This is a genomic window from Corynebacterium lowii, assembly GCF_001412085.1.
In the GTDB taxonomy this organism is placed as follows: domain Bacteria; phylum Actinomycetota; class Actinomycetes; order Mycobacteriales; family Mycobacteriaceae; genus Corynebacterium; species Corynebacterium lowii.
On the sequence record NZ_LKEV01000001.1, the window covers coordinates 218,236 to 243,988 of the forward strand.

The window sequence follows — 25,753 nt, forward strand, 5'->3', positions numbered from 1 at the left end:
GCGCGCCCGTGGCTCAACGGATAGAGCATCTGACTACGGATCAGAAGGTTGGGGGTTCGAATCCCTCCGGGCGCACTTTTTATTAGCCGCCGGTTCCCCTCGGGGGGCTGGCGGTTTTTGCGCGGGGGTGGGTGGCGGCGCGACAGCACTTAGGGGTGCCACTGCTGGGTTGGTGTGGCCTGGTGGTGTGGAGGTGTCACCCCTTGGGGTTGGTGCAGCACGGTGGCGGCGCTTTGGGGTGCCACTTCCCGCTTATCGACGCCCCTTCCTCTTCTACTGGCACCCCCTTGGGGTGGTGCGCCGCCATCAACAACACCCCGCGGCGCTAAAGGGTGACGCTGGCGGGGCGTCGATAAGCAACCACCCGGAACTGGCACCCCTAAAGCGAACAGAAGGTAAAACCCCGGTTAATTTATCCCGGCACGCCTGCGTACTGCCTGGACTGTGGCTTAGGGTGAGGGCATGAAAAATAAAGTCGTGGCTGTTGTGGCCTCCACGCTCATGGTGGCACCCGTCGTGCCGGCCTGGGCGGATGAGCCGGTGCGATTGAGTGTGCAGAATATTACTGATTTCCACGGGCACTTTTCCGAGACCAAGGACGATCCCGGGGCCGCTCGTCTCTCCTGCGCCCTGGATAGGGCGGCGGAGGGAGGGGCGCGCGTGCTCACGTCCTCCGGGGATAATATCGGCGGCTCTCCTTTTAATTCCGCGATTCTGCGCGATGAACCCACCATCGAGGTGCTTAACCAGATGGGTCTGGACGCCACCGCCGTGGGCAATCACGAGTTCGATAAGGGCTACGCGGACCTGACCGATCGGGTGATCCCCAACGCTGAGTTCGCCGTGCTCGGCGCCAATGTCACTGCCGAGGAACCCAAGAAGCAGCTCGATCCCTTCCTCATCCGTGAGATCGACGGCGTGCGCGTGGCGCTCATCGGTGCCGTCACGGCCGATACCCCGCAGTTGGTGGCGGGCGACGGCGTGGATGGGGTGAGCTTTGCCGATCCCGTGGCCGCCGTGAACCTCACCGCCGACACCCTGGTCAACGAGGGCCAAGCCGATGTGGTGGTGGCTCTCCTCCACGAGGGTGTGCAGGGTGGCGAGCAGTGGTCTAAGAACGTGGACATCGTGTTCCCCGGTCACACGCACCAGGTGGTAGAACCCAACGACCCGGCAGAAGGCCCGCTCATCGTTCAGGCCGGGCAGTACGGGCGCAACCTGGTGGACGTGGACCTCAGCGTGAACAGGGCCACCAAGCAGGTGCATATCGACGCCGTGAATCTCCTCGACCGCGATGCCATCCGGGCCTGCGACCAGCCGAATCCCGAGATCGCCGCCACGGTATCCGCCGCCGAGCTCCAAGCAGCAGAGGAAGGTAAAGAGGTGGTGAGCACCGTGGATACCGCCTTCTACCGAGGTAAAAACCGTGCGGTGGAATCCCAGCTGAACAACCTCCTGGCCGAGGTGGCCCGCGAGGGAATCACCAAGAACACCGATGTCACCGCCGACATCGGCGTGATGAATGCGGGCGGTGTGCGCGCCGACCTAGAGGCCGGCGAGGTCACCTACGCGGACGCCTTTGCCGTGCAGCCCTTCGGCAACGAAAACACCTACACCACCCTCAAGGGCGCGGACTTCAAGGAGGCCCTGGAACAGCAGTGGCAGACCCAGGAATCCCGCCCGGCCCTCTCCCTGGGTCTGAGCGATAACGTGAGCTACACCTACGATCCTGCCCGCCCCATCGGCGACCGCGTCACTTCCATCACTATCGACGGCGCGCCCCTGGACCCCGCCCGCGACTACGTGGTGGCGGGCTCTACCTTCTTGCTCGGCGGCGGAGATGGGTTTGAAGCGCTCACTCGCGGCACCGACCTCGCGCCCACGGGCTATATCGACGTGGAATCCTTCATCGAGTACCTGCGCAGCCACCCCGGATTGAAGCCGCGCGCCGGGCAATCCAACGTGGCCGTCACCCCGCGCGGGGAGTGGAAGCCGGGAAGCACCGTCACCTTGGATCTGGCCTCGCTCATTTATTCCCAGGGTGAAACCGCCACCACCGTCACCGCGCAACTCGGGGATTCCCAGGTCACCGCGCCCATCGACCCGGATTTCGGGCACCCCGACTTCGGTGAGGCCGGCAAGGCCACCGTGGAGCTCTCCATCCCGGCCAACCTCCGTGGAGAGCAGCACCTCACCATCACCACCGACGCAGGAACGCGCATTTCTCTTCCGGTGACGTTGTAGCGCAGGCTCCAAGGGGTGCCAGTGGGGGCGTCGATAAGCTCACACCCTGGCCAGTGGCACCCCTTATGCTGGGGTGCCATGAGTCTGCATGATGAGCGAACCCTTCGACTGATATATCCGCAATGGCAAGGCGCCGGCCGGGACAACGTGGCGGCGCTGCTGCCGGAGATTCCGATGGAATACGGGCGCCGCGGCTACGCGGTGGGCAGCCGGGTTCTGGAGGCGATTCTCCCGCCACACCAAGGCCCGACGGCGACGGTGAGCGTCAGCGCCGAGGAATCCGGGGTGACGGAGGGGGTGGAATCGCGCGCGGAGATCACGCGGGCGCTTTCCGACGCCGTGGAGAAGCTGGAACCGCTGCGCGCGGGCGCGGTGGATCGGGTGCTCACCTTGGGCGGGGAATGCTCGGTGAGTGTGGCACCCTTTGCCGCCCTGGCTCAGCGTTACGGGGATGACCTGGCCGTGGTGTGGCTGGACGCGCACCCGGATACCGATACCCAGGACACCGCTTACAACGGCTATCACGCGATGGCGGTGTCCATGCTCACCGGCCACGGCGATCCGAGCATCGCGGAATCGCTGCCGGCCACCGTGGACGCGCAGAAGGTGGCTCTGGTGGGCCTCCACGATTGGGAACCGGACGCCTACGAGAACGTGGCGCGGTGGGGGTTGCGCGCCTTTTCTCCCGAGCACCTGCGCGAGACCTCGGCTCAGTTACTGGAGTGGCTGGCGCATACCGGTGCGACCAAAGTGGCGATCCACCTGGATGTGGACGTGATAGACAGCCGCGAGGCCGCCTGGGGCCTGGGCCGGGTTCCCGACGGGCTGACCAAGGACCAAGTGAACCGGATCATCCAAGACCTCCAAGAAAACGCCGACGTGGTGGGCCTGACCATCGCGGAGTTCATTCCCCGCGAGGTGCTGGAGGTGCAGCAGTTCGTGGGGGAGCTGACCCAGCGCTAAGGGGTGCCACTGGCCGGGGTTGTCGCTTCTCGACGCCCCCGCTGGCACCCTTTGGCGTTGCTCGGAGCCATGCGGCCCTGCCCAGAGTGAGGGGGCTGTAAAAATCTGCGCCGACCTCAACCCCAAGAGGTGCCACCTCGGGGTGTGGGGGCGTCGATAAGCCCCTACTGGCACCCCTTAGCGCAGCCACAGCCGCAGCAACCCCAGCAGCTCAGAACACCTCGATCCGCGCCCCGAGGGATTCGGCCTGGATGAGTTGGCGCTCCCAATCCGGCCCGCCGGGGTGCACGCGCAGCACCGGGCGGGCGGAGATGCGGATGGGGCTCACGGAGTCTTTGAGGGCTCCGGAGCGGGCCTCGAAGCGCACGCGGGAGCGGTGACCGGCGTCGGTAAGCTCCTGGATGTGAGGGTGGGCGCCGGTGAGTTGGGCGCGGGCGTCGTTGAGGAGGGTCAGTGCCTCGTCGAGGGCGTCTACCAGGGCCTCGGAGTTCGTCTCGCACATGGCGCGCACCAGGGAGGGGGCGGTGCCGGCCACGCGGGTGCCGTCGCGGAAGCTGCCCGCCGCGAGCGAGAGGGCGAGCGCGCCGCCGTTATCGCCGGTGATCGCCAGGGTGGCCAAGGAGCCGCGGGAGATGGTGGCGCGGCCCACGGCGGCGTCGTGGCTGCTCACGCGCGCGGGGATGGCCTCGGCGCCCACGGCGGCGATCATGCGGGCCACGTCGGTCCACAGTTCCACCCATTCGGGGGTGGGGGTGGCGTCGCAGGCGTGATCGAAGGTGATAACCCACGCGGCGGAGCGGAAAAGTCCCTCGTGGGAGGCCTTCCAGCCGGATTGGGCGGTGCCGGCCATCGGGTGCCCGCCCACGTAGCGGCTTTCCATGCCGCGGTCGCGCACCATTTCATAGACCCGCGACTTCACGGAGGCGACGTCGGTGAAGCCGCAGCGCGGGGCGTGGGCGTTGAGGGCGTCGAGGATTTCCCCGAAGGAGGGCAGCGGCGTGGCGAGCACGATGAGCGCGCCTTCTTCGTTGGCGCGGTGCAGCGTGTCGAGGAGGTTGGCGCTCACGTCGAAGCCCTCCTTGGTGGCGGTGCGCGCGCCGGAGGGGGAGCGGTTATAGCCGTACACGGGGTGCCCGGCGGCGTGGAGGTCGCGCAGGAGGGAGCCCCCGATGAGGCCGATGCCGAGGATGCAGACGGGACGAGAAATTATGGTGGAGGTCACCTGACAAGTGTGGCACATTCCGACTACCGTTACGGAGTATGGAATCCGAGGATTACGGCGAGAGCTTTGCTGTGACGGTCACCCGCATGGGCGGCCAGTGGCAGGTGCGCGAATACGACGACGACTTTGAAACCATCTCAGCCGCCGTGACCGCCGTGCGATCCCTGCGCAGCGAGGGGCCGGCCTTCGCGCTGCTCTGCGTGGAGGACGATTACTTTGTGATCGTGCGCCCCACCCCCCAGCGCGTGAAATTGCTCATTTCCGACGCCGTGGCCGCCACCGAGGATGACTTCGCCGCCTCCGTGCTCGACGAGATGGATGCCGAAATCCCTTACGACGCCGCCGAGGATGACGCCTGGGCCGACGGCGACTTTGACATCCTTGCCGACCTCGGCCTCTCCGAGCAGGTCATGGGCGTGATTGCGGACGACGACGAGGCCTGGGCCTCCGAACAACTCATCCGCATCGCCGAAGAGCTGGACTTTGACTCGGAGCTTATCGACGCCGTGGACCTCGAAGGTTGATCCTCCCAGTTCCGGTGGGCGTGCTGGGCGCCGAAGAAGCGATGTGCCGCGCCCTTGATGTGGCGCATTCGACCCCGCCCGGCGACGTTCCCGTGGGCGCGGTGATCCTTGGACCCGACGGCCACGAACTTTCTACCGCCACCAACCGCCGCGAGGCGGATGGGGACCCCACCGCCCACGCCGAGGTGCTGGCGATCCGCCAGGCCGCTGGCCTGCTTGGCGACGGCTGGCGACTCACCGACTGCACCCTCGTGGTTACTTTGGAGCCCTGCACCATGTGCGCGGGCGCGCTGCTGGGGGCTCGGGTGGGCCGCTTAATCTTTGGCGCCTATGAACCCAAGACCGGGGCCTGTGGTTCCGTGTTCGATGTGGTGCGTGACCGGGGGATATTGCACCATCCCGAGGTGCGCGGCGGGGTCTTGGAAGAGGAGTGTGCGGAGATGCTGGCGCGGTTTTTTGAGGAGCAGCGCTGAGCAGAGATGCTGAGCCGTGACGCTGAGCAGCGCGGCTGCGCCGAATAAAATTTCCATCACAAAGTGATAACAATGGTGGCGAAGCGAGATGATTCGCTCCTATGCTCGGTAGGGAGCGAAAGGAGAGAACAATGGGTTTTCTAGATGATGCTAAAGACAAGCTGAACGAGGCTAAGGATAAGGCTGCCGATGCAGCCTCCGAGGCCAAGGACAAAGTAGAGGAGCAGAAGTAATGAGCGATTTTCAGGATAAGGCAGAGGACCTGGCTGGCAAGGCCAAGGAGACCGTAGGCGACGTCACCGATAACAAGGACCTTGAGAACGAGGGCAAGGCCGACCAGGTGAAGTCCGACATCAAGGAAAAGGTCACCGAGGCTGGCGAGGCCATCAAGGATAAGGCCAACGAGGTTCTGGGTTCCTTTAAGAAGGACTAAGACCTCCTGATTTGGGGCTAGCCCATCGCCTCGGATAACCTATCTCGCGGTGGCGTGTCCGAGCGGCCGAAGGTGCTCGCCTCGAAAGCGAGTGTTGGGTAACCCCCAACCGCGGGTTCAAATCCCGCCGCCACCGCCAAAAAAGAAACCCGCCCCCGTGCAAGCGATTGCGTGGGGGCGGGTTTCTTAGTGTTTCCGGGCTTTCTGGGGTTTTCCGCCTGCGCTAAGGGGTGACATTGACGGGGTGGGAAGGGCCGCTGCGGGGGAGGTGGCACCCCTTGAGGCCGGGGAGGCCGAGTGGGTGGTGCGTCGCAGCGCCAAGGGGTGCCACTGCCCGCTTATCGACGCCGCTTCCCCTCCCACTGGCACCCCTTAGGGTTGGGGCGGGCGTGGTGAGGAGAGGTGAGCGCCGATGGAGGCGCGCCAGCCCCCTGGGCGGAACCCCGCTACTTCATATCCACCGGAACCCACCCAGAGAGAGCCCATTCCGCACGAACCCCGCATGGACCCCAGCGCCAAGGGGTGCCACCGGGGCGTCGATAAGCCGGGCGGGGCCGAAGTGGCACCCCTTCAGTACACTTGGGGAGTCTTTTAATCGATGGAGGGAACGTAGGTTCGTGGCTGAACTGTTGTACTCGCTGGGCCGCTGGTCGTTTCGCAAGAAGTGGTGGGTGCTGTGCACGTGGCTGCTGGTGTTGGTGGCGATGGCGGGTGCGGCGCTGTCCTTCATGCGCCCTTTTACTAATCAGTTCTCCATTAATAATTCGCCCTCGATTGAGGCCACGCGCATGCTGGTGGAAAACTTCCCTGAACAGGGAAATCCGGTGACCGCGGCCTCCATCAACGTGGTATTTAAGGCGCCGGAGGGGCAGAAGCTCACCGATCCACAGAACACCAAGGCCATCGACGGTGTGATCGCCTCCCTGGACGAGGGCCTGGGCGACCTCATCACCGATACCCAGCGTTTTGGTAACCCCGTGACCAAAACAAAAGAGCTGGAAGAACAGGTGATTCAGACCTCCGTGGATTCCGGCCTGCCGGAGGAAAGCGCCCAAAAAGATGCCGAGAATCTGAGTCTGCTCTCCGCCGATGAAAAAATCGGCTACACCACCTTTGCCCTGGACGTGGAAACCTCGATGGACGTCACCCAGGAGCAGCGCGATGCCGTGACGGCCGCGATGGAGAAGGGCCGCGCCGCGGGTCTCCAAGTAGAGGCCGGTGGCGCGGGCTTTGGCGATCCCATCGCTATTAAGACCTCCAGCGAAATGATCGGCCTCATCGTGGCCTTTGTGGTGCTGATCTTCACCTTCGGTTCCCTGGTGGCGGCCGGGCTGCCCCTGATTACCGCCGTGATCGGCGTGGGCATTGGCGTGCTGGGAATCCTGCTGACCACGCGCTTTGTGGAACTCAATAACATCACCCCCACCTTGGCGGTGATGATCGGCCTGGCGGTGGGCATTGATTATGCGCTCTTTATCTTGGCGCGTTACCGCGCGGAACGCGCCCGCCTGGAACCCGAGGAGGCCGCCGGTATGGCCGTGGGGACGGCGGGAACCGCGGTGGTGTTCGCAGCGGTGACCGTGATCGTGGCGCTCGCCGCCCTGGCTGTGGCCAATATCGGCTTCCTCACGGCGATGGGCTTGCTGGCGGCCTTTACCGTTTTCGCCGCGCTCTTGGTGGCGCTCACCCTCGTGCCCGCGCTTCTGGGAATCGTGGGGAACAAGGCCTTTGCGGGTGCCATTCCGGGGGTGGCGGGGAATAAACGAGCCCGCACTGGCACCCCTCACGGCCGACGCCGCGCCGCCCAAGCCAATACTGCCCAAGTCGATGCCGGCCAAGTAAACCCCACCCTCACGGGAGCGTCGGAAGCCAGCGGCCAGGGCCGCCACCGCCTCCGCACCGAGGAAGCAGAAAGAACAGAAAACACAGCCAACTCCCTCGGCCGCCGCTGGGTTCGTTTCGTCCACAAGGTGCCGGGCCTGACCATCGCCGTGGTGGTGCTGGGCCTGGGCGCGCTGACGTACCCGGTGACGCAGTTGGAGATGGCCCTGCCCTCGGATTCCACCTCGAATCTGGAGACCACGCAGCGCAAGTCCGCGGACCTCATGGCGGAGGGCTTTGGCGCTGGCGTGAACTCGCCCTTCTTGATGATCGTGGATGCTCACGAGGTGTCCACGCAGTCCGCCGCGCTCCAGCCTTTCATGGCGGCGCAGGGGGAGTCCGCGCAGGAGAATCCGCAGCGGGCCGCCGCGCTGAGTTCCTTTATTTATACGGTGGATACTCTCGATGGCATGGCGGGGGTGAAGAATGCCCAGTTGGTAGGCGCTAATGAGGATTACACGGCCGCTCAGATCATGGTGACCCCGTACACGGGCCCGGCGGATCAGGAGACGGTGCAGCTTTCCCACGCGCTGCGTGAGCGCGCGGAGCAGATCGCCGGTGCTACGGGCACCACGGTGGGTCTCACGGGATTGACCGCGGTGCAGATGGACATTACGGAGACCTTGGCTGGGGCCATGCCGCTCTATCTGAGCATTGTGGTGGGCCTGGCGATTGTGCTGTTGCTCTTGGTGTTCCGTTCCTTGATGGTGCCGCTGGTGGCGGGCCTGGGATTCCTGCTTTCGGTGGGTGCGGCCTTCGGCGTGACGGTACTGGTGTGGCAGGAGGGTCTGTGGGGGCTGGTGGGCACTCCGGCGCCGCTGATTTCCTTCATGCCGATCTTCCTCATCGGTGTCACCTTCGGCCTGGCGATGGATTATCAGGTCTTTTTGGTCACCCGCATGCGCGAGCATTACACCCATTCCGGCGGGGTCTCTCACTCGGAGTACACGGCGGTGGAGGAGTCCGTGGTGGAGGGCTTTGCCCAGGGCGCGCGCGTGGTCACGGCGGCGGCGCTCATTATGATCGCGGTGTTCGTGGCCTTCATCGACCAGCCCTTGCCGTTCATTCAGATCTTCGGCTTTGCGCTGGGCATGGGCGTGCTTTTTGACGCCTTCTTTATCCGCATGGCACTCGCCCCCGCCTCGATGTTCGTGCTGGGGCGGGCTACCTGGTGGATTCCGCGCTGGTTGGATAGGATCATGCCCTCCTTGGACGTGGAGGGTTCGGCTCTAGAGAAAAAGGTATTGGCTAAGCATGAGTGATCTTTTCTTTGAGGTGGGTACCCGCCTGGATAATGACCAGCCGGGCAAGCATGGCCGCACGGGCGTGATTCACACCCCGCACGGGGATATTGCCACCCCGGCCTTCATCCCGGTGGCCACCAAGGCCACGGTGAAAACGCTCACCCCGGAGCAGATTCGGGAGACGGGCGCCCAGGCGATCCTCTCCAACGCCTACCACCTGTATTTGCAGCCCGGCCCGGAGATCGTGGACGAGGCCGGGGGAGTGGCGGCCTTTGAGAATTGGCACGGCCCCACCTACACCGATTCCGGTGGATTCCAGGTGATGAGCCTGGGCGTGGGCTTTAAAAAGGTACTGGCGATGGACGTGGCCAACCTCACCAAGGAGGACGTGCGCGCCGCCAAGAAGGAGCGCCTGGCCAAGGTGGATGAGGACGGCGTGGATTTCAAGTCCGTCATCGACGGCTCGGCGCACCGCTTTACCCCCGAGGTTTCCATGCAAATCCAGCACCACCTGGGTGCGGACATCATGTTTGCCTTCGATGAGCTCACGACGCTCGTCGATAGCAGGGCTTACCAGGAGGAATCCCTGGTGCGCACCACGCGCTGGGCGCAGCGCTGCCTCGATGAACACCATCGCCTCACCCTGGCCCGTCCGGACAAGCCTAAGCAATCGCTGTGGGGCGTGGTGCAGGGCGCGCAGTACGAGGACCTGCGCTGCAAGGCCACCCGCGATCTGGTGTCGCTTTCCGACGCCGCCGAGGCCCAAGGTAAGCGCGGTTTCGGGGGCTTTGGCATTGGCGGCGCCCTGGAAAAGGAGAACCTGGGCACTATCGTGGGCTGGGTCTGCGACGAGCTCCCCCAGCACAAACCCCGGCACCTGCTGGGTATCTCCGAGCCAGACGACCTTTTTACCGCCATCGAGGCGGGCGCGGATACCTTCGATTGCGTGGCCCCCACCCGCCTGGGGCGGCGCGGTGGCGTGTACACCCTGGATGGCCGCCTGAACCTCACCAACGCCCGCTTCAAGCGCGACTTCAAGGGCATTGACGAGGAGTTCGGCGGCTACGTCTCCCAGAATTATTCCCGCGCCTATATCCACCACCTGCTCAAGGCCAAGGAGTTCCTAGCCGGAACCCTGTGCACCATGCATAACCTCGCCTTCATGGTAGGGCTGGTGGATAATATCCGCGCCGCGATCCAGGCCGGGGATTATGAGGCCTACCGCGATGAGTTCCTGGGCCGTTATTACCAAGGAACCCGCGCCGTGTGAGAAAATGCGCAGGTGGCCAACCAGACAATGAGTACAGTCCAGGGCGGTAAGCACCGCCGCTCCGGTGCCCCGGCGGCGTCACCGAAGAAGTGGTCTACCACGGTATCCACCATCTCCGCGGTGATGATGACCCTGGACATCACCATCGTGCTCGTCGCCCTGCCCGCCATCTCGGAGGACCTGCAACTGAGCCTCTCGGGCGGTCAATGGGTGATTAACGCCTACTCCCTGGCTTTCGCCTCGCTCATGCTCAGCGTGGGCAGCATCTCCGACCTCATCGGGCGGCGCTCCATCTTCCTCATCGGTCACGTGCTGTTCCTGGGGGCGTCGATAGCCTGTATGAGCGCGGACTCAGAAACCATGCTCATCGCCGCCCGCGCGGTGCAGGGCGCCGGTGGCGCGCTGGTTTTTGGTACCTCGGTGCCCTTGCTTTCCGACGCCTTCTCCCCTGCGGAAAAGGAGCAGCGCACCAAGGCCATCGCCATTTTGATGGGCCTTTCCGCGGCGGCCTCGGCGGTGGGGCCGCTGGTGGGCGGCGCGCTGGTAGAGCACGGCCAATGGGAATGGATTTTTGCCATTAACATTCCCATCGGCGTTTTTGTGCTGCTGGCCACGCTGATTTTCATTCCCGATCTTCACAAGCGGGAACGCGAGGCCGGAAATACAGAAATGCCGCCCATCGACGTCCCCTCCACGATTATCGCGGCGGGCATGCTCTTTAGCCTTAATTACGGCATTATCTCCGGCCCCGAGCGAGGCTGGACGGATTGGCTAGTAATTCTGAGCTTCGCGGCGGCGGCGCAATTGGCGGTGATCCTCGCCTGGATTCAAACCTCCAAGGGCGATTCCGCGATGATTGATATTCGCCTCTTCCGCATTCCCTCCTTCTCCACCGTGGCCTTCTCCGCCTTTGCGGCGCGCCTTTTCAGCTTCGGCATGATGCCCTTTATCGTGCTCTGGCTTTCCGGGCACGTGGGCCTTTCCGCCCTGGAAGTGGGCTACGTATCCACCACCCTAGCCGGGCCGATCGTGATTTTCTCCGCCGTGGGTCTGGCGCTGGGCAAGGTCATGCGGCTGGGCTTCGTGCAGGCGCTCGGCATGATTATCGTGGCAGGGGGCCTGCTCCTGGGGCTCATGGTGCAGCCCGATTCCAGCTGGCCCGCCCTGGTGCCCTCCTACGTGGTCATTGGTATTGGCACCGGTATCATGCTGCCGCACCTCATGGACCTGGCGGTTTCCGTGGTGCCCCGCGAAAAGACGGGTACCGCCTCCGGTATCGCCAATACCTCCCTGCCGCTGGGCACCAGTTTTGGCGTGGCCCTCTACGGCGCCTACCTGGCCAATCACATCGAGGACGGCATGGAGGGTGCCCCCGAGCAGATCATCACCGCCACCGAGGGCGGGCGCTTTGACCTGGTGGACCAGTTTGCCCCGCAATTAGGCGACCTTGCCCGCGAGGTCTTTGTGGAGGGACTTCACGGTATCTTCATCATGGCGGCCGTTTTTGCCGTGGTGGGGGCTTTGGCCTGCGTGCTCTTTATCCGGGAAAAGGATATTCGGGTGGAGGGTGATTCTGTGGAGGAAGCGGGCTCCCGTTCCACTTCCGGTTCCACCGAGCTTGAGCCCGTGGAGATTCCCTCGGTGCCCGTTCCCGCGAGCATCGCCCCCGTGGACCGCGCGGAATTGGTGGCCCGCGCTCGCCAGCGCCTTAATAATTCTCGCGGCGTTTAATCCACCCGATAACGGCATACGTGACCGGCAGGAGAATGACCTCCAGGCCGGTTTTCCAGGCAAAGCCCACGATGAGGTAATTCAACCCATCGCCCCAGGTGCTAATGCCAATGACCGGGGCGGCGATAAGGCAAAACAGCAATGTATCGCCAAACTCTCCCACCACCGTGGAGCCCAGCAGCCGCGCCCACAATTTCTTCTCCCCCGTGCGGCGCTTGAGGGCCACCAGTACATAGGAATTGAGCAACTGGCCCACCAGATAACCCGCTAGGGAGGCCAGCACGATCTGCGGCACCAGGCCCAGAACCAGGGAGAACTCCTCCTGATTTTCGTAGAACTCCGCCGCCGGTAGCGCGATGGCGATATAAAAGGAGATCACCGCTAACAGTGTGGCCCCAAACCCCGTGAGAATCGCCCGCCGCGAGGCCCGGAACCCGTAGCACTCCGCGAGGACATCGCCTAGCACGTAGGCCAGGGGGAAGAGGAAAAACGCACCGTCCGTGATGAGCGGCCCGAGCGCCACTCCCTTGGTGGCGGTGATGTTGGAGATGAGAAAAACCGTGACGAAGAGCGTCACGATCACCGGGTACAGCGAGCGCTGCACCGGAATGAACCTGGGGTTTGTTGAGTCTGTCACGGCTCTCATGCTGCCATAGGGGTGCCAGTGGTGGGGGATGAATGGGTTGCGAGGGGGTAGTGGCACCCTTTGGGGTTGGGAGAGGCGGGTGGTGTGTGTTGTTGGGGGCTGGTGGCGCTTAGGGGTGCCACTACCGGGTTGATGTGGTCTGGTGGGGCGGAGGTGTCACCCCTTGGGGTTGGGCGCAGCAAGGCAGCGGCACGTTGGGGTGCCACTTCCCGCTTATCGACGCCCCGACCCCTCCTACTGGCACCCTGTAGGGTGAGAAAAATGAAGATCCAGCGCGTTTTTGATGCTCATTTTCACATCATTGACCCCGATTTTCCGCTACAGGAGAATAACGGTTATTTGCCTGATCCCTTTGGGGTGACCCAATATCAGGAGCGCATTGCTGACCTTGGGGTGAGTGGTGGTGCGGTGGTTTCGGGCTCGTTCCAGGGCTTTGACCAGGGGTATTTGATTGCAGCCCTGGAGGCTTTGGGACCTCATTATGTGGGTGTTACGCAGATACCGGCCGATACTGAGGATGAGAAGATTCTTGAACTCCATCGGCACGGTGTGCGAGCAGTGCGTTTCAATGTGCGTCGAGGAGGCTCGGCGTCGTTGGAGGACTTAGATCGTTTGGCGAGGCGCGTCTACGACCTGGTGGGTTGGCACACGGAGTTGTACATAGACGCGCGAGAATTGCCGGAGATCATGCCCGTGGTGTCAGCATTGCCTGCGGTCAGCGTGGATCATCTGGGTCTACACGAGGAGGGGCTGCTCTCCTTGCTCGCCTTGGTGGAACGGGGAATGAAGGTGAAGGCGACTGGTTTTGGACGCATTGAGCTCGATCCCACGAAAGCAATCAAGGAAATAGTGAAGGCCAATCCTCACGCGTTGATGGTTGGCACCGATCTTCCCTCAACCCGTGCCCGCCGCCCTTTCCAGGACACCGATTTTGCATTGATCTGTGATGCCCTTGATGAGGAGCAGGTGGAGGACGTGTTCTGGAATAACGCCGCAGATTGGTACCTGCGCTAACACCAAGGGGTGCCGTTAGACGGGTTTACTTTGCTGTTCGGACCGCAATGACACCCCTACGTGTTGGAGGGGACACCGAAAGCACGCTTCGAATCACCCGACACAGCACCAAGGGGTGCCACTGCCCCCACGATCGACGTCCCGACCCCGCCACTGGCACCCCTTGGTGCCGGGATCGGTGCCGACGCCGCAGGACAAAACAGGGCCGCCAGCCCCGCACCCGGCACCACACAAGGAACACAACAAAAGGAACCCAGTATCCTCACGGATATGGCAGCCAAGGAATCACAGCCGGGCCCCCTGGAGCACCATGAGCGGGGGGCGGGGCGGTACGCGCCGTCGCCAAGCGGGGACCTGCACTTTGGCAACCTGCGCACCGCCGTGCTGGCGTGGCTGTATGCGCGGCACACGGGGCGGCGCTTCTACCTGCGGGTGGAGGATATTGATACGCAGCGTTCCTCGGCGCAGAGCGCGCAGCGGCAGATCGAGGACCTTGCGGCGCTGGGGCTGACCTTCGACGCCGCGCCCACCTACCAGTCCGATAACACCAGCGCCTATGAGGCCGCGCTGCGGGCGCTGACGGAGCGCGGGCGCGTGTTCGAGTGTTATTGCTCGCGCAAGGATATTCAGGAGGCCGCCCGCGCCCCGCACGCCATCCCCGGCCGCTACCCCGGCACCTGCCGCGACCTGCCCGAGGGGGAGCGGGAGTGGCGTCGCAGGGAGCTGCTGGCGCAGGGGCGGGTGCCCGCGCTGCGGCTGCGCGCCGAGGTGGAGAAATGGCAGGTAAACGATGGTTTCCTGGGCGCCTTCACCGGCGAGGTGGACGATTTCATCCTGCGCCGCGGCGGCCAGCAGCCGGACTGGGCCTACAACCTCGCCGTGGTGGTGGACGACGTCGCTGCGGGCATCGACCAGGTGGTGCGCGGCGATGACCTCGCCTCCTCCGCGCCGCGCCAGGCCTACCTGGCGCACCTGCTGGGGCTGCCGCAGCCGGGGTACGTGCACGTCCCGCTCGTACTCGGCCCCACGGGTAAACGGCTCGCTAAACGCGACGGCGCCGTGACCCTCCGGGAGATGCTTGCCGACGCCCCCGTGGCCCAGGTAGTCACGCGCCTTGCGGAGTCCGTGGGGGTAGAGGGCTGTGATTCCCTGGCGGGCCTGGCCGAGAAGTTCGAGCCGGGGTTGGTGCCGCGGGAGGCGTGGGTGTGGGGAAGTTAATGGGGTGGATGGAACTCGGCTGTGAAGCCACCGGTGTACTCCGGGGTGCTCACATATGCCCCGCTGAGGAGAATGAGCCGGGTGTATTCCCGGTTGTCGTAGTCTGACGTGTGCTTCACGGGAAGGAGGAGTGCGGAGATTCTGCCCTTGGCGTTGGTGCGGCGCCAATCCTCGGCCTCGATGATGGAGCGGGCGCCTTCGATGAGGTAGGAGGTGCGCTTGTAGGAAACCTCGTCTAAGGGGTCATGCTCCCAATATTCCTCGCGCTCCCAGAAGAACACGTAGTAGGAGGGAGAGACTTCTTCCTTATCGGTGGGGACCCGGCTGAGACCGGGTTGTTGTTCCGTGACTTTCATAGAGAAATCCTTGAAGAGGGGCCCGGGGAGCCTTTGGGAAGCCCCGCTGGTGCGGGGAGCGTTCTCGACAATTTGACTGCTCAAGAACTTGACTAGGCTCACCCCGGACGGTCCGGGACCCGGGCGTTAAGTCATTCTATTTAATAGTCAAGTTAAGAGCAATAAAAATGTCGATTTTTTGCTGTTTGATACGAAGTTGCCCCCGGCATCTATTTAATGTATGCTGTGCCACATGATGAACGATGGTATGGACTATGATAGTATCATACAGGTAATGAATCCACAGGTCACAGCCCTCTGGGCCAAGTCTGGTGATGAAACCGGCTGGCTCAGCCTCCCGCAGCACTTACTTGACTCCGCGTGTGTAGCGGAGCGCCTGTGGGAAGGGTGGCTGGCTCCGGTTCTCAAAGCTCGGATTGCGGAGGGGACGGGGCTTGCGGGGAAAGAAGTCAAGATTCTTGTGGCGTGGCTCACTGGATGTCATGATCTTGGCAAGGCGACAAGTTTTTTCCAATACCAAATCGAACCCCGCCCAGAGTGTGCACACATCGTGGAGGGTGTCCGCGAGGCGGGTTTCTTGCCGGTTCAACGGAGCACAAAGGAGAAGCTCCCGCACGCCCTGGCCTCCGAGGTGATCGTGGGGCGTTGGCTGTGGGAGCAGGGGATAGACGGAAAAGTAGCCCAATCCCTAGCCCAGATCCCAGGCGCCCACCATGGCATCGCCACCGACCCTGTGACGCTCCAAGCAGCCAAAGGCATCATAGAAAGACATCCCGAACCCTGGCACCAGGCCCAGAATGAACTCATGGAGGCCATGACCCAGGCCACGGGCATGACTACGGAGATCCTGGCCAAAACCAAGCGCCTGGACACCCGCACCCAGCAGCTCATCACGGGCCTGGTGATTATGGCGGACTGGATCGCCTCTAACGCCGAAGCCTTCCCTATGGCCATCACCACCACCCAGGAGGAGCGCGTTAATAACGGCATGGAGGCTGTGGTTCTCACCGGCCCGTGGCGGGGTGAGGTTCCGGAACTGGGTAGTGAGGACCTCATTGACGCCTACTATCGCGCCACCTTCGGCTGGCCCGAGCACTTCGGGGCGCGCCCGATTCAAAAGGCCATTGTACAGGCGCTGGACGAGGTAGACGGCCCGTGCCTCATCATCGTGGAGGCTCCCACGGGCGAGGGGAAAACGGAAACCGCGCTCGCCGCCGCGCACATCATCGCGGCCCGCACGGGTGCTCAGGGCGCGGTGTTCGCTGCGCCTACGATGGCCACGGCCAATGGCCTCTTCGAGCGCGTGCTGGATTGGGCGGGCACCGTTTCCGGCGAGGTCACCTCCATGTATCTGGGCCATTCCAAGAGCGCGCTCTCGGCGGAGTATCAGCGCCTGCCGCTGCACAGCATCGAGGAGGAGGCCGGGGGTCACGGTGAGGTGGTGGCTACCCAGTGGCTCAAGGGCAACAAGCGCGGGGTGCTCTCTAACTTCGTGGTGTGCACGGTGGATCAGGTGCTCATGCTCGCGCTTCAGGCTAAGCACTCTATGCTGCGTCACCTGGGCTTGGCGGGCAAAGTCATCATCGTGGATGAGGTGCACGCGTATGACGCATATATGGGCTCCTATCTGCACAAGGCCCTCGAATGGCTCCAGGCTTACGGGGCTTCGGTGGTGCTGATGAGTGCGACGCTCCCCGTCGAGCAGAAGAGCGCACTCGCCCGCGCTTATGGCGATACCCCGGCGGAGGGGACGGGATACCCGCTGCTCACGGTCGTCGATAAGCGGGGCATGCGGGAGTACGAGGTGCCCGCGCGCCCCACGGAGCTGCACGCCCAGGTGGAGCTTATCGACGACGCCCCGGCCGCCCTTATCCCGCACCTGGAGGGTGGCGGGTGTGTGCTGGTGGTGTGCAATACGATTCGGCGCGCGCAGGAGACGTATTCGCTGCTGAGTGAGCATTTTCCGGGCGAGGTGGAACTCCATCACGCGGCCTTTATGGCCTCGGATCGCGCGGAGAAGGAGGATGCGCTGCGCGCCGCGCTTGGGCCGCGGGCACACCGGGGTGAGGGGCGGCCTGAGCGGCGTTTTGTGGTGGCTACGCAGGTGGTGGAGCAGAGCCTGGATATTGATGTGGACCTGCTGATTACCGACGTCGCTCCGATGGACCTGCTCATTCAGCGTGTGGGGCGCCTGCATCGCCACGGTCGCCCGGCGGAGGATCGCCCGGAGCACCTGCGCGAGCCGCGGGTTCTGATCCGTGGCATTGAAGAGCGCTCCCCGGTGCCCGTGTTCGAGCGCGGCACGGCGGCGATTTATGACTCGAAGATTCTGCTGGCCACGATGGCCGTGCTGGAAGATCGTGTGCTCGCCCACGGCTTGCGACGCCCCGACGACATCGCCCCGTTGGTGCACGCCACCTACTCTGCGGACCTTGAGGTGCCGGAGGTGTGGCGGGAGGCCTGGGAGAAGGCGGTGGGGGAGAGTGAGGCGGAGCGCGAGCGCTCGGAGGGCCGGGCTGGTACCTATCAGGTGCCGGGGATTGCCCTGGCTGGAAAGTATCACTCTCTTTTTGTTCGCTATGCCAAGAATAGGGCGCGCAAGAAAGAGGAGGCGGGTCTGGCTCAGGTGCGCGATGCCGCCCCCACCGTAGAGGTCATTCCGATTATCGGTACGGAATATGGCTACCGGCCCCTGGGGTATGAGGGGGCCGACATAGCTGAAGGGGATACCCCCGATTACCCCCTATCCAGAAGGTTGGCCGGTAACACTGTAAGGCTTCCGGGGCGATTAACCAAGCGCGAGAGGGATTTTACTCGCGTGATTGACCAGTTAGAGCAGGAGACTCCGGTGGGTTGGGCGCAGAGTTATCTGCTCAAAGGGCAGGTGGCGCTGGTGCTGAACGAGAACTGCGAGGCGGACCTGGCAGGTACCCGGCTGCGCTATTCCACGGAGTTGGGTTTGGAGGAAAAACGTGACAAGGAGGGGCAGGGCCGGTGACGGATACTTTTCAGTTGCTCGATGAACCCTGGATCGCCTGCGTGCTGGGCGATGGTACGGAAACGCTGCTGAGCATCAGGCAGATCTTCGACGGGGAACACGCGGTGGCTAACCTGCGGGGCGATTCCCCTCCTCAGGACTACGCCGTGCTGCGCGTGCTCCTGGCGATCTATTGGCGGGCGCATCGTGAGAAGGTCACGGTGGCGCGTGGGCAATCCCATGAACACGATGAGTGGTTTAAGGAAGCCTGGCCGGAGGCCTCAGAGGGTGGGGTTGATGAGGTGGTGCTCGACTACCTAGAGCGCCACCGAGATCGCTTTGACCTCCTTCACCCGGAGACCCCCTTTATGCAGGTGGCAGGCCTCCATACTTCTAAGAACGCGCGCTTGGAGGCCCGCCGCATTGTGCCCGAGGCCGAGGACGAGTACTTCACCATGAGGGCCGGCCAGGCTCGCACCACGCTGAGCTTTGCCGAGGCCGCTCGCTGGCTCATCTACACCCAGGCCTATGACTACTCCGGCATCAAGTCCGGCGCGGTGGGCGATCCCCGCGTGAAGGGTGGTAAGGGCTATCCCATCGGCACCGGCTGGACGGGTATGACCGGCGGCACGGTTCTGCTGGGAAATACTTTGCGCGAAACCCTGGTGCTCAACACCACCGAGGAATGTCTGCTCACCGAGGGGGACTCCGCCGCCTGGGAACGACGCCCCGATAACGCCGCTCAGCGCAAGCCCGAGGCCGACGCCGTGTACCCCACCGGTCCCGCCGACCTCGCCACCTGGCAGGCGCGCCGGGTGCGGCTCTTCCACGACGGCGAGCGGGTGACCGAAGTGCTGGTGAGCAACGGCGACCGCATCCCGGAGGCCGGGGCGAACATCATGGGCGATCCGATGACGCCTTACCGATACAGCGCCAACAAGTCTAAGAAGGGCCATACGGTGCACTATCCGCGGCCTTTCGACGTCACCCGCACCATGTGGCGCTCGCTAGAACCCCTCATCGCCTTGGAAGGAGACCCCGGCTTTGATGATAAGAACGTGGCTCCTGTTCGTCCGGGCACGCTGACTCAATTGGCGGAGTTAAACAATCTGGATATAGCCCCCGAATGGGCGAACCTCCAGATGGTCTCCGTGGCCTATGGGCCGCAGGCCTCCTCGGCGGCAGAGGTGGTGAGCAGCCGGATTGAGATTCCGGTGAGCCTGCTGCGCCTCGAGGCAGGCGAACAACGCCGCTTGTTGCTCGATAACGCCAAAGCCACGGCCGACGCCGCCATCGCCCTAGGTTCCTTTGCTGGGCAGCTCCTGGTGGCTGCGGGGGGAGAATACGAGTTCCAGAGTGCACCCACCGATACTCTGCTCAGCCGCCTGGAACTTCCCTTTAGGCAGTGGCTGGGGAAGTTGGCCGATGGAGACGTGGCTGAACACGAAAAGCAGTGGCAAGAGTACGTGCGGGCGCGGGTGGAGGAGAATGCCTTGGTGTTTCTCAAGGGAGTGAGCCCGCAAACGTTGATTGGGCGGGAGGCCGCCCCGGCCTCGGAGGGCGGGAAGCCCTATATCCGCTCGGCGGCTACGGCTTGGCGGGCTCTGCATAAAAAGCTCGACGAGACTCTTCCCGCCACCCAGCGGGAAAGGAGGAAAGATGGAGAATAAGGAAGATAATTTGGCTCAGGCCGTGGGGTTGACCACTACGGTGCTCCAGGCGCAGATATTTGGGGAGCGCGGTGAAAGGGATCAGGCCCGCGCCCGGGGGGTGCTGGCGCAGTTGCGGCGCAACGCGGGCCGGCCGCCGGAAAGCGATCCCCTGGGATTGTCTCGGGTGTTGCTCACGCTGGAAAAACCCCTGGATGAGTCGCTGCTGGGCAAGGGCGATGCCGTTACGGCGTCGGAAAGCGCGGCCTATCACGCGCTGACGTTTTTTGCCCTGCACATGCAAGGTACGCGCGCTGCCATGCACGTGAGGGATCATTCCTTCGCGCGGGCCTGTGGGCAGTTGTACCAGCGCACGGAATCGGAATCGTTTAAGCCGCGTTTTGATGCCCTGGTGCTGGCGCAGCATTCCCGGTCCCGCCTGGAGCACATGCGCTCGATTATTACCCTGCTGCGCGGCGAGAAGCTGGGCTTTGACTACGGGCAGTTCGCCGCTGATCTGCGGGCCCTGGATAACCCGAAATATCGACAAAAAACGCTGCTGCGCTGGGGCCGGGACTTCTCCCGTATCCCGGCCCAGGAACCCACCTCTGAAAACTCTTAGAAAGGAACACCCATGTCCATCACCATTGATATTCACGCCCTGCAATCCCTGCCGCCTAGCCTCATCAACCGCGATGACACGGGTGCACCTAAGTCCGCGATCTTCGGTGGCGTGCCGCGCCAGCGGGTTTCCTCCCAGTCGTGGAAGCGCGCGATTCGTAAGGACTTCGAGGACAACTGGGACGCCTCCAAGGTGGGCTACCGCACCAAGCGCGTGGTAGCCAAGATCATCGAAGCCATCCAGGAGCAGGGTGGCGCGGAGGCCTGGCCTGTGGAGCGCGCCGAAAAGGCGGTGCAAGAGGTATTCAAGACGCTCAAGATTAAGCTCACCGAGCCCAAGGAGGATCCGGAAAACGCCGATGAGCAGGAGCGCAAGCGCCTCGCGGAGACGGGCTACCTGCTCTTCGTGAGCCCGCGCCAGGTGGAAAACATCGCGGCCGCCATCATTGAGGCCGATGGCGAGAAGATCAAGAAGAACGACGCCGTGGCTCTATTCAACCAGGAGCACAGTGTGGACATCGCCATGTTCGGCCGCATGGTAGCCGATGATGCTTCCTATAACGTGGATGCTTCTGTGCAGGTGGCTCACGCCCTGGGTATTCACCCCTCGGAGCCGGAGTTTGATTACTTCACCGCCGTGGACGATCTGGTGGAGGACGCTCAGGAGACTGGTGCGGGCATGATCGGCACGGTACAGATGATGAGTTCCACGCTCTATCGCTTTGCCACCATCGACTTCGATTCCCTGGCGGAGAACCTGGGTGACCGCGCGGCTGCCGTGACTAGTTCCGTGCAGTTCCTTAAGAGCTTCGTGGAATCCTTGCCTACGGGCAAGCAGAACACCTTTGCGCACAATACCCTGCCGGAGTTGGTGTACGTGGTGGTGCGCGATACCCGCTCGGTGTCTCTGGTGAATGCTTTTGAACAGCCGGTGCAGGCCAATGGTGAGGAGGCCACGGGCCGCCGCGAGGAGGGTGCGCGCCGCCTGGCGGCGGAGGCCCGCCAGATTGAGAAGGTCTATAGCCTCAAGCCGCTGGCGTCCTTTGTGATGGGGCTGGGCAACCTGCCGGAGTCTTTCGAGGATTTGGCTACCAAGGTCACCTTGCCGGAGCTGGGCGAGGCCCTGCGCGGTGCTCTCGAAGGCGGAGCAGATCAGGGTGAAACCAGCCCGGCCGAGGCTACCCAAGCCGCCGGGGAGGCTTAATGCCCTCCCTGCTCTTAAAGCTGAAAGGCCCCATGCAATCCTGGGGTGACCGCAGCCGCTACAAGATCCGCGCCACCGGCCAGGTGCCCACCAAGTCCGGCGTGATCGGTCTGCTGGCGGCCGCGCAGGGACGGCGTCGCACGGACCCCGTGGAGGACCTTGCGGAACTCACTTTCGCGGTGCGCGTGGACCAGCCGGGCAACCTACTCAAGGATTACCAAACGGCGCAGCGGTGGCAGGAAAACCCCAAGGCTGCGGCCAGCCTTGTCACCCGCTACTACCTTAGCGACGCCCTCTTCGTCGCCGCCGTGGAAAGCCCGCGTCGGGAGGTGTTGGAAGGGCTGGAGGAGGCGCTGCGTCGTCCGCGCTTCCCGCTGTTCCTGGGGCGTCGTTCCTGCCCCGCGCCCCCGGACCTGGTAATCGGGGTACGCGAGGGCAGTGCGGTGGAAGAGTTGCGAGCCCTGGACTGGCAGGCCAGCGATCAGCACAAAGAGGAGCGCAGCAAGCAGGTTACGCTGCCGATTTACCGCGATGGAGCGCCGGGTGAAGTGGGCGTGGATCAGCGGGACGTCCCTCTTTCCTTTTCTCAGGAGCACCGCCGCTATGCCTGGCGCACGGTGGTGGAGGAGCCGGGTGTGAAGATTGATAACCCCGAGGGCCGCTCCGATGATTCTTTCTGGGAGGCGGTGGTCTCCGCATGAGTACTTTCACCAAGGTCTTGCTCAACCCGCAGCGCCGTGGCGCCCGCAAACTCCTGCTCAACCCGCAGGCCATGCACGCCGCCGTGCGCTCCACTTTCCCGCCGGACATTGACGAATCGGAAACCCGTGTGCTCTGGCGCGTGGACCATCGCGGCCATGAGCACACGCTCTACATCGTGGGTCCGGAAAAGCCCGACGCCTCCGGCCTTATCGAACAGGCCGGGTGGGATACCCGCCCCGCGCAGAGCGCCGATTACCAGCCCTTCCTGGACAAACTCATGCGCGGCCAGCAGTGGCGATTCGAGCTCGTGGCCAACCCCGTGAAGTCCAAGGCGGTGAAGGACAGCAAGCGCGGCCGTATCACCCCTCTGGTGGGCCAGGGACAGGTGGACTGGCTGCTGAAACGCTCCCAGGCAGCAGGTTTTTCGCTTATCGACGCCTCCACCACCGGCCAGGAGAACCTCCGCTTCCGCCGAGGGGAGGGGAAAAACCAGGTGAGCCTGCGTACCGCGCGCTTCACCGGAGTGCTGGAGGTGGAGGACGCCGAACAACTGCGCAGCACCCTCACCCACGGTATTGGCCGGGCCCGCGCCTATGGCTGCGGTCTGCTGACCCTGGCGCGGCCATGACCAATCCCAGCGAGGTGCCCCTGGAGCGCCAGGAACTCGCCCGCATGGAGGACCGCATCTCCTTCCTCTACGTGGAGCGCGCTACCCTCCACAGCGCCGCCAACGCGCTCACCATCACCGACCAGCGCGGTGTGGCCCATGTGCCAGCTACCGCCCTGGCGGTGCTTATGCTCGGACCCGGCACCCGCGTCACCCACAAGGCGATGGCTCTGCTTGGCGACGCCGGCTGCTCGATCGTGTGGGTGGGCGAAAGGGGAGTGCGCTACTACGCGCACGGCCGCCCACCGGCCAAAACGGCGCGCATGGCTGCACGCCAAGCCCGAATAGTGAGCAACCAGCGCTCCCGACTCAATTGCGCCCGAGCCATGTACGCCATGCGCTTTCCCGGCGAGGACGTCAGCGCCCTAAGCATGGCCCAATTACGTGGGCGCGAGGGCGCACGCATGAAACGCATTTACGCTGCGGAATCCCAGCGCACCGGCGTGGCCTGGAACAGGCGGAGCTATAACCCCAACGACTTCGATGCCGGAGATCCCATCAACAAGGCCCTCACCTCTGCCAACGCCGCTTTGTATGGAATCGTGCACGCCGTGATCGTGGGGTTGGGATTTGTCCCCGCCCTCGGGGTGGTGCACACGGGAACCGACCGTTCCTTTGTGTACGACATCGCAGACCTCTACAAGGCGGAAGTGACCATCCCGGCAGCTTTCGACGCCGTGGCCGGAGCGGCGTCGGAAGCCGCTGGAGGGGAGGTGGATAGCGCGAACATTAGCACCGGGGTGCGTCGATTAGTGCGCGACAGTGTGGTGCGCCTGCGTCTCATGGAACGCATAGTCAAAGACCTCTACGCGCTCATGGGTGTCACGGAAGAAGAGGACATCCTGGACGTGCAACTCATGCTGTGGAGCGAATTGGAGGTCATCGCCGCGGGCATGAACTGGGGCGAGGAAATCGAGGAACACCAATGATGGTGCTCGTAGTGACAGCCTGCCCCGCGGGTCTGCGTGGTGACCTCACCAAATGGCTCATGGAAATATCGCCCGGTGTGTTCGTAGGGCGGCCCACGGCAAGGATGCGAGAACAACTCTGGGACCGAACCGTAACGCTGGTGAAGGATGGGCGGGCGTTGCTGGTGTACAGCGCGGCGAATGAACAGGGGATGGAGTTCAAGACGCACCGGCACGACTGGCAACCGACAGACTACGAGGGGCTGACGTTGATGCTGCGGCCCGAGACCAAGCCGGTGGAGAATCGGCGGCGGACGGGGTGGAGTATGGCGCGGAATGTGAGGCGGGGGAGACGGTGAGATTGGGTGGGGTGATTTTTTTGGGGGGGATGTTGAGGGGAGAATGGGGGTGCGCGGGGTGAGGTGTGGGGGAAGTTGTAGCTAGAATGGGTTTTCGGCTCTTATTCTTGCTGGTCAGCAAGTGTGTTCCCCGCGTAAGCGGGGATGAGCCGTACTGGACGTTCTCGTAGAGAAAGTCCCTGGAGTGTTCCCCGCGTAAGCGGGGATGAGCCGTGCGTGCGTAGAAGCGCGGACCATCCGTCTTTGTGTTCCCCGCGTAAGCGGGGATGAGCCCGACCATAGACCTCACGCACAAAGGACCAGTCCGTGTTCCCCGCGTAAGCGGGGATGAGCCCACGATTCGTCCGGTCATCGCTCCCCACGCGGTGTGTTCCCCGCGTAAGCGGGGATGAGCCTACCCATCCGCCAGCGGCGCGTATCTGCCGGGCGTGTTCCCCGCGTAAGCGGGGATGAGCCCATGTGATACTGACTGCGGAAATGGAAGTTCTCGTGTTCCCCGCGTAAGCGGGGATGAGCCCAAGCCGCCGCAAGGAAGAACCCCACCCCGACTGTGTTCCCCGCGTAAGCGGGGATGAGCCGAACGAGGTGAAGATATTGCGTACTCCACGGTGGTGTTCCCCGCGTAAGCGGGGATGAGCCCACAAAGGGCAGAGGGTACCGCATGTCCAAAGTGTGTTCCCCGCGTAAGCGGGGATGAGCCCAGGTTCCGTTGCAGCCTGTTCGTTGAGGGTTTGTGTTCCCCGCGTAAGCGGGGATGAGCCGGCCCTGGAACGCCATCTTCAATGTGCCCACTGGTGTTCCCCGCGTAAGCGGGGATGAGCCTATCGCCAAGTGGGTAGGAGCGCTCAAAAAGCTGTGTTCCCCGCGTAAGCGGGGATGAGCCCCCTGAGCCACTAACCCCCTTACCACCGAGGCAGTGTTCCCCGCGTAAGCGGGGATGAGCCGGCCCTGGAACGCCATCTTCAATGTGCCCACTGGTGTTCCCCGCGTAAGCGGGGATGAGCCTATCGCCAAGTGGGTAGGAGCGCTCAAAAAGCTGTGTTCCCCGCGTAAGCGGGGATGAGCCCCCTGAGCCACTAACCCCCTTACCACCGAGGCAGTGTTCCCCGCGTAAGCGGGGATGAGCCGCACGATACCGGCGCGGTCTGTCAAATCGAATAGTGTTCCCCGCGTAAGCGGGGATGAGCCGCCCGCGCACCCATCGGAAAACCTGCCCGTAAAGTGTTCCCCGCGTAAGCGGGGATGAGCCCTTTACCCTCGCACTTTCTAGTGACCTACCTAAGTGTTCCCCGCGTAAGCGGGGATGAGCCCCCAGCCGTTCTTGCCGGCCGTCTAGCCGTCGCGTGTTCCCTGCGTAAGCGGGGATGAGCCGGCTGCTAAGAGTCTACGGAGACTCTACCCAGAGTGTTCCCCGGGTAAGCGGGGATGAGCCTGCACCACCGTGGTC

Annotated in this window: 21 protein-coding genes, 2 tRNA genes and 1 CRISPR repeat array (1 of these 24 cut by a window edge); of the genes, 20 read left to right on the forward strand and 3 right to left on the reverse strand. The window is 63.6% G+C overall.

All coding sequences use genetic code 11. The annotated features are described in order from the left end of the window. The first annotated feature begins 2 nt into the window (after positions 1–2). The 3 genes from Clow_RS01020 (at position 3) to Clow_RS01030 (ending at position 3,207) form a co-directional block, all read left to right on the forward strand. A tRNA-Arg gene (locus tag Clow_RS01020) sits at positions 3–75 on the forward strand. Positions 76–462: 387 nt separating this feature from the next. Then, positions 463–2,244, forward strand: a complete 1,782-nt coding sequence (locus tag Clow_RS01025; RefSeq protein ID WP_055175075.1) for a bifunctional metallophosphatase/5'-nucleotidase — start codon at positions 463–465, stop codon at positions 2,242–2,244. Positions 2,245–2,322: 78 nt separating this feature from the next. Further along, complete coding sequence (locus Clow_RS01030; RefSeq protein WP_055175078.1) at positions 2,323–3,207, forward strand: arginase family protein; 885 nt, start codon at positions 2,323–2,325, stop codon at positions 3,205–3,207. A 211-nt stretch (positions 3,208–3,418) separates the two neighbouring features. On the opposite strand, the gene Clow_RS01035 is transcribed toward Clow_RS01030, so the two are convergent. Further along, positions 3,419–4,429 (reverse strand): prephenate dehydrogenase, encoded by a 1,011-nt coding sequence (locus Clow_RS01035; protein ID WP_055175081.1) that lies wholly within the window; start codon positions 4,427–4,429, stop codon positions 3,419–3,421. Between the two features lie 38 nt (positions 4,430–4,467). Between Clow_RS01035 and Clow_RS01040 the strand changes: the two genes are divergently transcribed. From Clow_RS01040 to Clow_RS01070, 7 genes are all read left to right on the forward strand, one after another. After that, positions 4,468–4,953: a tRNA adenosine deaminase-associated protein gene (locus Clow_RS01040; RefSeq protein ID WP_055175083.1), complete on the forward strand. Its 486-nt coding sequence runs from the start codon at positions 4,468–4,470 to the stop codon at positions 4,951–4,953. Positions 4,954–4,994: 41 nt separating this feature from the next. Next, complete coding sequence (locus tag Clow_RS01045; protein WP_055176202.1) at positions 4,995–5,426, forward strand: nucleoside deaminase; 432 nt, start codon at positions 4,995–4,997, stop codon at positions 5,424–5,426. A gap of 232 nt (positions 5,427–5,658) precedes the next feature. Next, positions 5,659–5,859 (forward strand): CsbD family protein, encoded by a 201-nt coding sequence (locus Clow_RS01050; RefSeq protein ID WP_055175086.1) that lies wholly within the window; start codon positions 5,659–5,661, stop codon positions 5,857–5,859. Between the two features lie 48 nt (positions 5,860–5,907). Next, positions 5,908–5,998 (forward strand) — tRNA-Ser (locus Clow_RS01055). A gap of 478 nt (positions 5,999–6,476) precedes the next feature. Continuing rightward, positions 6,477–9,002, forward strand: a complete 2,526-nt coding sequence (locus Clow_RS01060; protein ID WP_055175090.1) for an MMPL family transporter — start codon at positions 6,477–6,479, stop codon at positions 9,000–9,002. After that, complete coding sequence (gene tgt / locus Clow_RS01065; protein ID WP_055175091.1) at positions 8,995–10,254, forward strand: tRNA guanosine(34) transglycosylase Tgt; 1,260 nt, start codon at positions 8,995–8,997, stop codon at positions 10,252–10,254. Before Clow_RS01060 ends, tgt begins: the two co-directional genes overlap by 8 nt. A 27-nt stretch (positions 10,255–10,281) precedes the next feature. After that, entirely contained in the window at positions 10,282–11,985 is a 1,704-nt protein-coding gene (locus tag Clow_RS01070; RefSeq protein ID WP_245625657.1) for an MFS transporter, read from the forward strand. Here the strand turns inward: Clow_RS01070 and Clow_RS01075 are convergent. Further along, positions 11,963–12,622 carry a queuosine precursor transporter gene (locus Clow_RS01075; protein ID WP_370871884.1) on the reverse strand — a complete coding sequence of 220 codons (660 nt, stop codon included), beginning with the start codon at positions 12,620–12,622 and terminating at the stop codon, positions 11,963–11,965. The two genes, Clow_RS01070 and Clow_RS01075, sit on opposite strands and share 23 nt — an antisense overlap. Positions 12,623–12,898: 276 nt before the next feature. On the opposite strand from Clow_RS01075, the gene Clow_RS01080 reads away from it, so the two are divergent. Continuing rightward, the gene (locus Clow_RS01080) at positions 12,899–13,645 is read left to right on the forward strand and encodes an amidohydrolase family protein (protein WP_055176213.1); all 747 of its coding nucleotides are present in this window, start codon (positions 12,899–12,901) and stop codon (positions 13,643–13,645) included. A gap of 270 nt (positions 13,646–13,915) precedes the next feature. Continuing rightward, on the forward strand, positions 13,916–14,863 hold the full coding sequence (gluQRS, locus tag Clow_RS01085) for a tRNA glutamyl-Q(34) synthetase GluQRS (protein ID WP_055175093.1): 948 nt from the start codon (positions 13,916–13,918) through the stop codon (positions 14,861–14,863). On the opposite strand, the gene Clow_RS01090 is transcribed toward gluQRS, so the two are convergent. Beyond that, positions 14,860–15,219, reverse strand: coding sequence for a hypothetical protein (locus tag Clow_RS01090; RefSeq protein ID WP_055175096.1), 360 nt, complete (start codon positions 15,217–15,219; stop codon positions 14,860–14,862). The two genes, gluQRS and Clow_RS01090, sit on opposite strands and share 4 nt — an antisense overlap. 274 nt (positions 15,220–15,493) lie before the next feature. Here Clow_RS01090 and cas3 point away from each other — a divergent pair, with 274 nt between their 5' ends. From cas3 to cas2e, 8 genes are read left to right on the forward strand one after another with little or no spacing between them, the layout of a single operon-like run. Continuing rightward, positions 15,494–18,217 (forward strand): CRISPR-associated helicase Cas3', encoded by a 2,724-nt coding sequence (gene cas3 / locus Clow_RS01095; RefSeq protein ID WP_211256906.1) that lies wholly within the window; start codon positions 15,494–15,496, stop codon positions 18,215–18,217. After that, positions 18,214–19,866: a type I-E CRISPR-associated protein Cse1/CasA gene (gene casA / locus Clow_RS01100; protein WP_055175099.1), complete on the forward strand. Its 1,653-nt coding sequence runs from the start codon at positions 18,214–18,216 to the stop codon at positions 19,864–19,866. Before cas3 ends, casA begins: the two co-directional genes overlap by 4 nt. Further along, on the forward strand, positions 19,856–20,467 hold the full coding sequence (casB, locus tag Clow_RS01105; RefSeq protein WP_055175101.1) for a type I-E CRISPR-associated protein Cse2/CasB: 612 nt from the start codon (positions 19,856–19,858) through the stop codon (positions 20,465–20,467). Before casA ends, casB begins: the two co-directional genes overlap by 11 nt. Positions 20,468–20,479: 12 nt before the next feature. Further along, complete coding sequence (cas7e, locus tag Clow_RS01110) at positions 20,480–21,670, forward strand: type I-E CRISPR-associated protein Cas7/Cse4/CasC (protein WP_055175104.1); 1,191 nt, start codon at positions 20,480–20,482, stop codon at positions 21,668–21,670. Then, the gene (gene cas5e / locus Clow_RS01115; RefSeq protein WP_055175107.1) at positions 21,670–22,371 is read left to right on the forward strand and encodes a type I-E CRISPR-associated protein Cas5/CasD; all 702 of its coding nucleotides are present in this window, start codon (positions 21,670–21,672) and stop codon (positions 22,369–22,371) included. The genes cas7e and cas5e overlap by 1 nt, the downstream gene beginning before the upstream one ends. Next, positions 22,368–23,000, forward strand: a complete 633-nt coding sequence (gene cas6e / locus Clow_RS01120) for a type I-E CRISPR-associated protein Cas6/Cse3/CasE (protein ID WP_055175110.1) — start codon at positions 22,368–22,370, stop codon at positions 22,998–23,000. The genes cas5e and cas6e overlap by 4 nt, the downstream gene beginning before the upstream one ends. Then, positions 22,997–23,968 (forward strand): type I-E CRISPR-associated endonuclease Cas1e, encoded by a 972-nt coding sequence (gene cas1e, locus Clow_RS01125; protein ID WP_055175114.1) that lies wholly within the window; start codon positions 22,997–22,999, stop codon positions 23,966–23,968. Before cas6e ends, cas1e begins: the two co-directional genes overlap by 4 nt. Continuing rightward, complete coding sequence (cas2e, locus tag Clow_RS01130; protein ID WP_055175116.1) at positions 23,965–24,306, forward strand: type I-E CRISPR-associated endoribonuclease Cas2e; 342 nt, start codon at positions 23,965–23,967, stop codon at positions 24,304–24,306. Before cas1e ends, cas2e begins: the two co-directional genes overlap by 4 nt. Positions 24,307–24,429: 123 nt before the next feature. Further along, a CRISPR array of direct repeats spans positions 24,430–25,753; the repeat unit is 28 nt; unit sequence GTGTTCCCCGCGTAAGCGGGGATGAGCC (it continues 46 nt past the right edge of the window).

Coding starts and splice junctions, on each gene's coding strand:
- Clow_RS01025 (WP_055175075.1), top strand. CDS start 463: ATGAAAAATAAAGTCGTGGCTGTTGTGGCCTCCACGCTCATGGTGGCA.
- Clow_RS01030 (WP_055175078.1), top strand. CDS start 2,323: ATGAGTCTGCATGATGAGCGAACCCTTCGACTGATATATCCGCAATGG.
- Clow_RS01040 (WP_055175083.1), top strand. CDS start 4,468: ATGGAATCCGAGGATTACGGCGAGAGCTTTGCTGTGACGGTCACCCGC.
- Clow_RS01045 (WP_055176202.1), top strand. CDS start 4,995: ATGTGCCGCGCCCTTGATGTGGCGCATTCGACCCCGCCCGGCGACGTT.
- Clow_RS01050 (WP_055175086.1), top strand. CDS start 5,659: ATGAGCGATTTTCAGGATAAGGCAGAGGACCTGGCTGGCAAGGCCAAG.
- tgt (WP_055175091.1), top strand. CDS start 8,995: ATGAGTGATCTTTTCTTTGAGGTGGGTACCCGCCTGGATAATGACCAG.
- Clow_RS01070 (WP_245625657.1), top strand. CDS start 10,282: ATGAGTACAGTCCAGGGCGGTAAGCACCGCCGCTCCGGTGCCCCGGCG.
- gluQRS (WP_055175093.1), top strand. CDS start 13,916: ATGGCAGCCAAGGAATCACAGCCGGGCCCCCTGGAGCACCATGAGCGG.
- Clow_RS01090 (WP_055175096.1), bottom strand. CDS start 15,219: ATGAAAGTCACGGAACAACAACCCGGTCTCAGCCGGGTCCCCACCGAT.
- cas3 (WP_211256906.1), top strand. CDS start 15,494: ATGAATCCACAGGTCACAGCCCTCTGGGCCAAGTCTGGTGATGAAACC.
- casB (WP_055175101.1), top strand. CDS start 19,856: ATGGAGAATAAGGAAGATAATTTGGCTCAGGCCGTGGGGTTGACCACT.
- cas7e (WP_055175104.1), top strand. CDS start 20,480: ATGTCCATCACCATTGATATTCACGCCCTGCAATCCCTGCCGCCTAGC.
- cas5e (WP_055175107.1), top strand. CDS start 21,670: ATGCCCTCCCTGCTCTTAAAGCTGAAAGGCCCCATGCAATCCTGGGGT.
- cas6e (WP_055175110.1), top strand. CDS start 22,368: ATGAGTACTTTCACCAAGGTCTTGCTCAACCCGCAGCGCCGTGGCGCC.
- cas1e (WP_055175114.1), top strand. CDS start 22,997: ATGACCAATCCCAGCGAGGTGCCCCTGGAGCGCCAGGAACTCGCCCGC.
- cas2e (WP_055175116.1), top strand. CDS start 23,965: ATGATGGTGCTCGTAGTGACAGCCTGCCCCGCGGGTCTGCGTGGTGAC.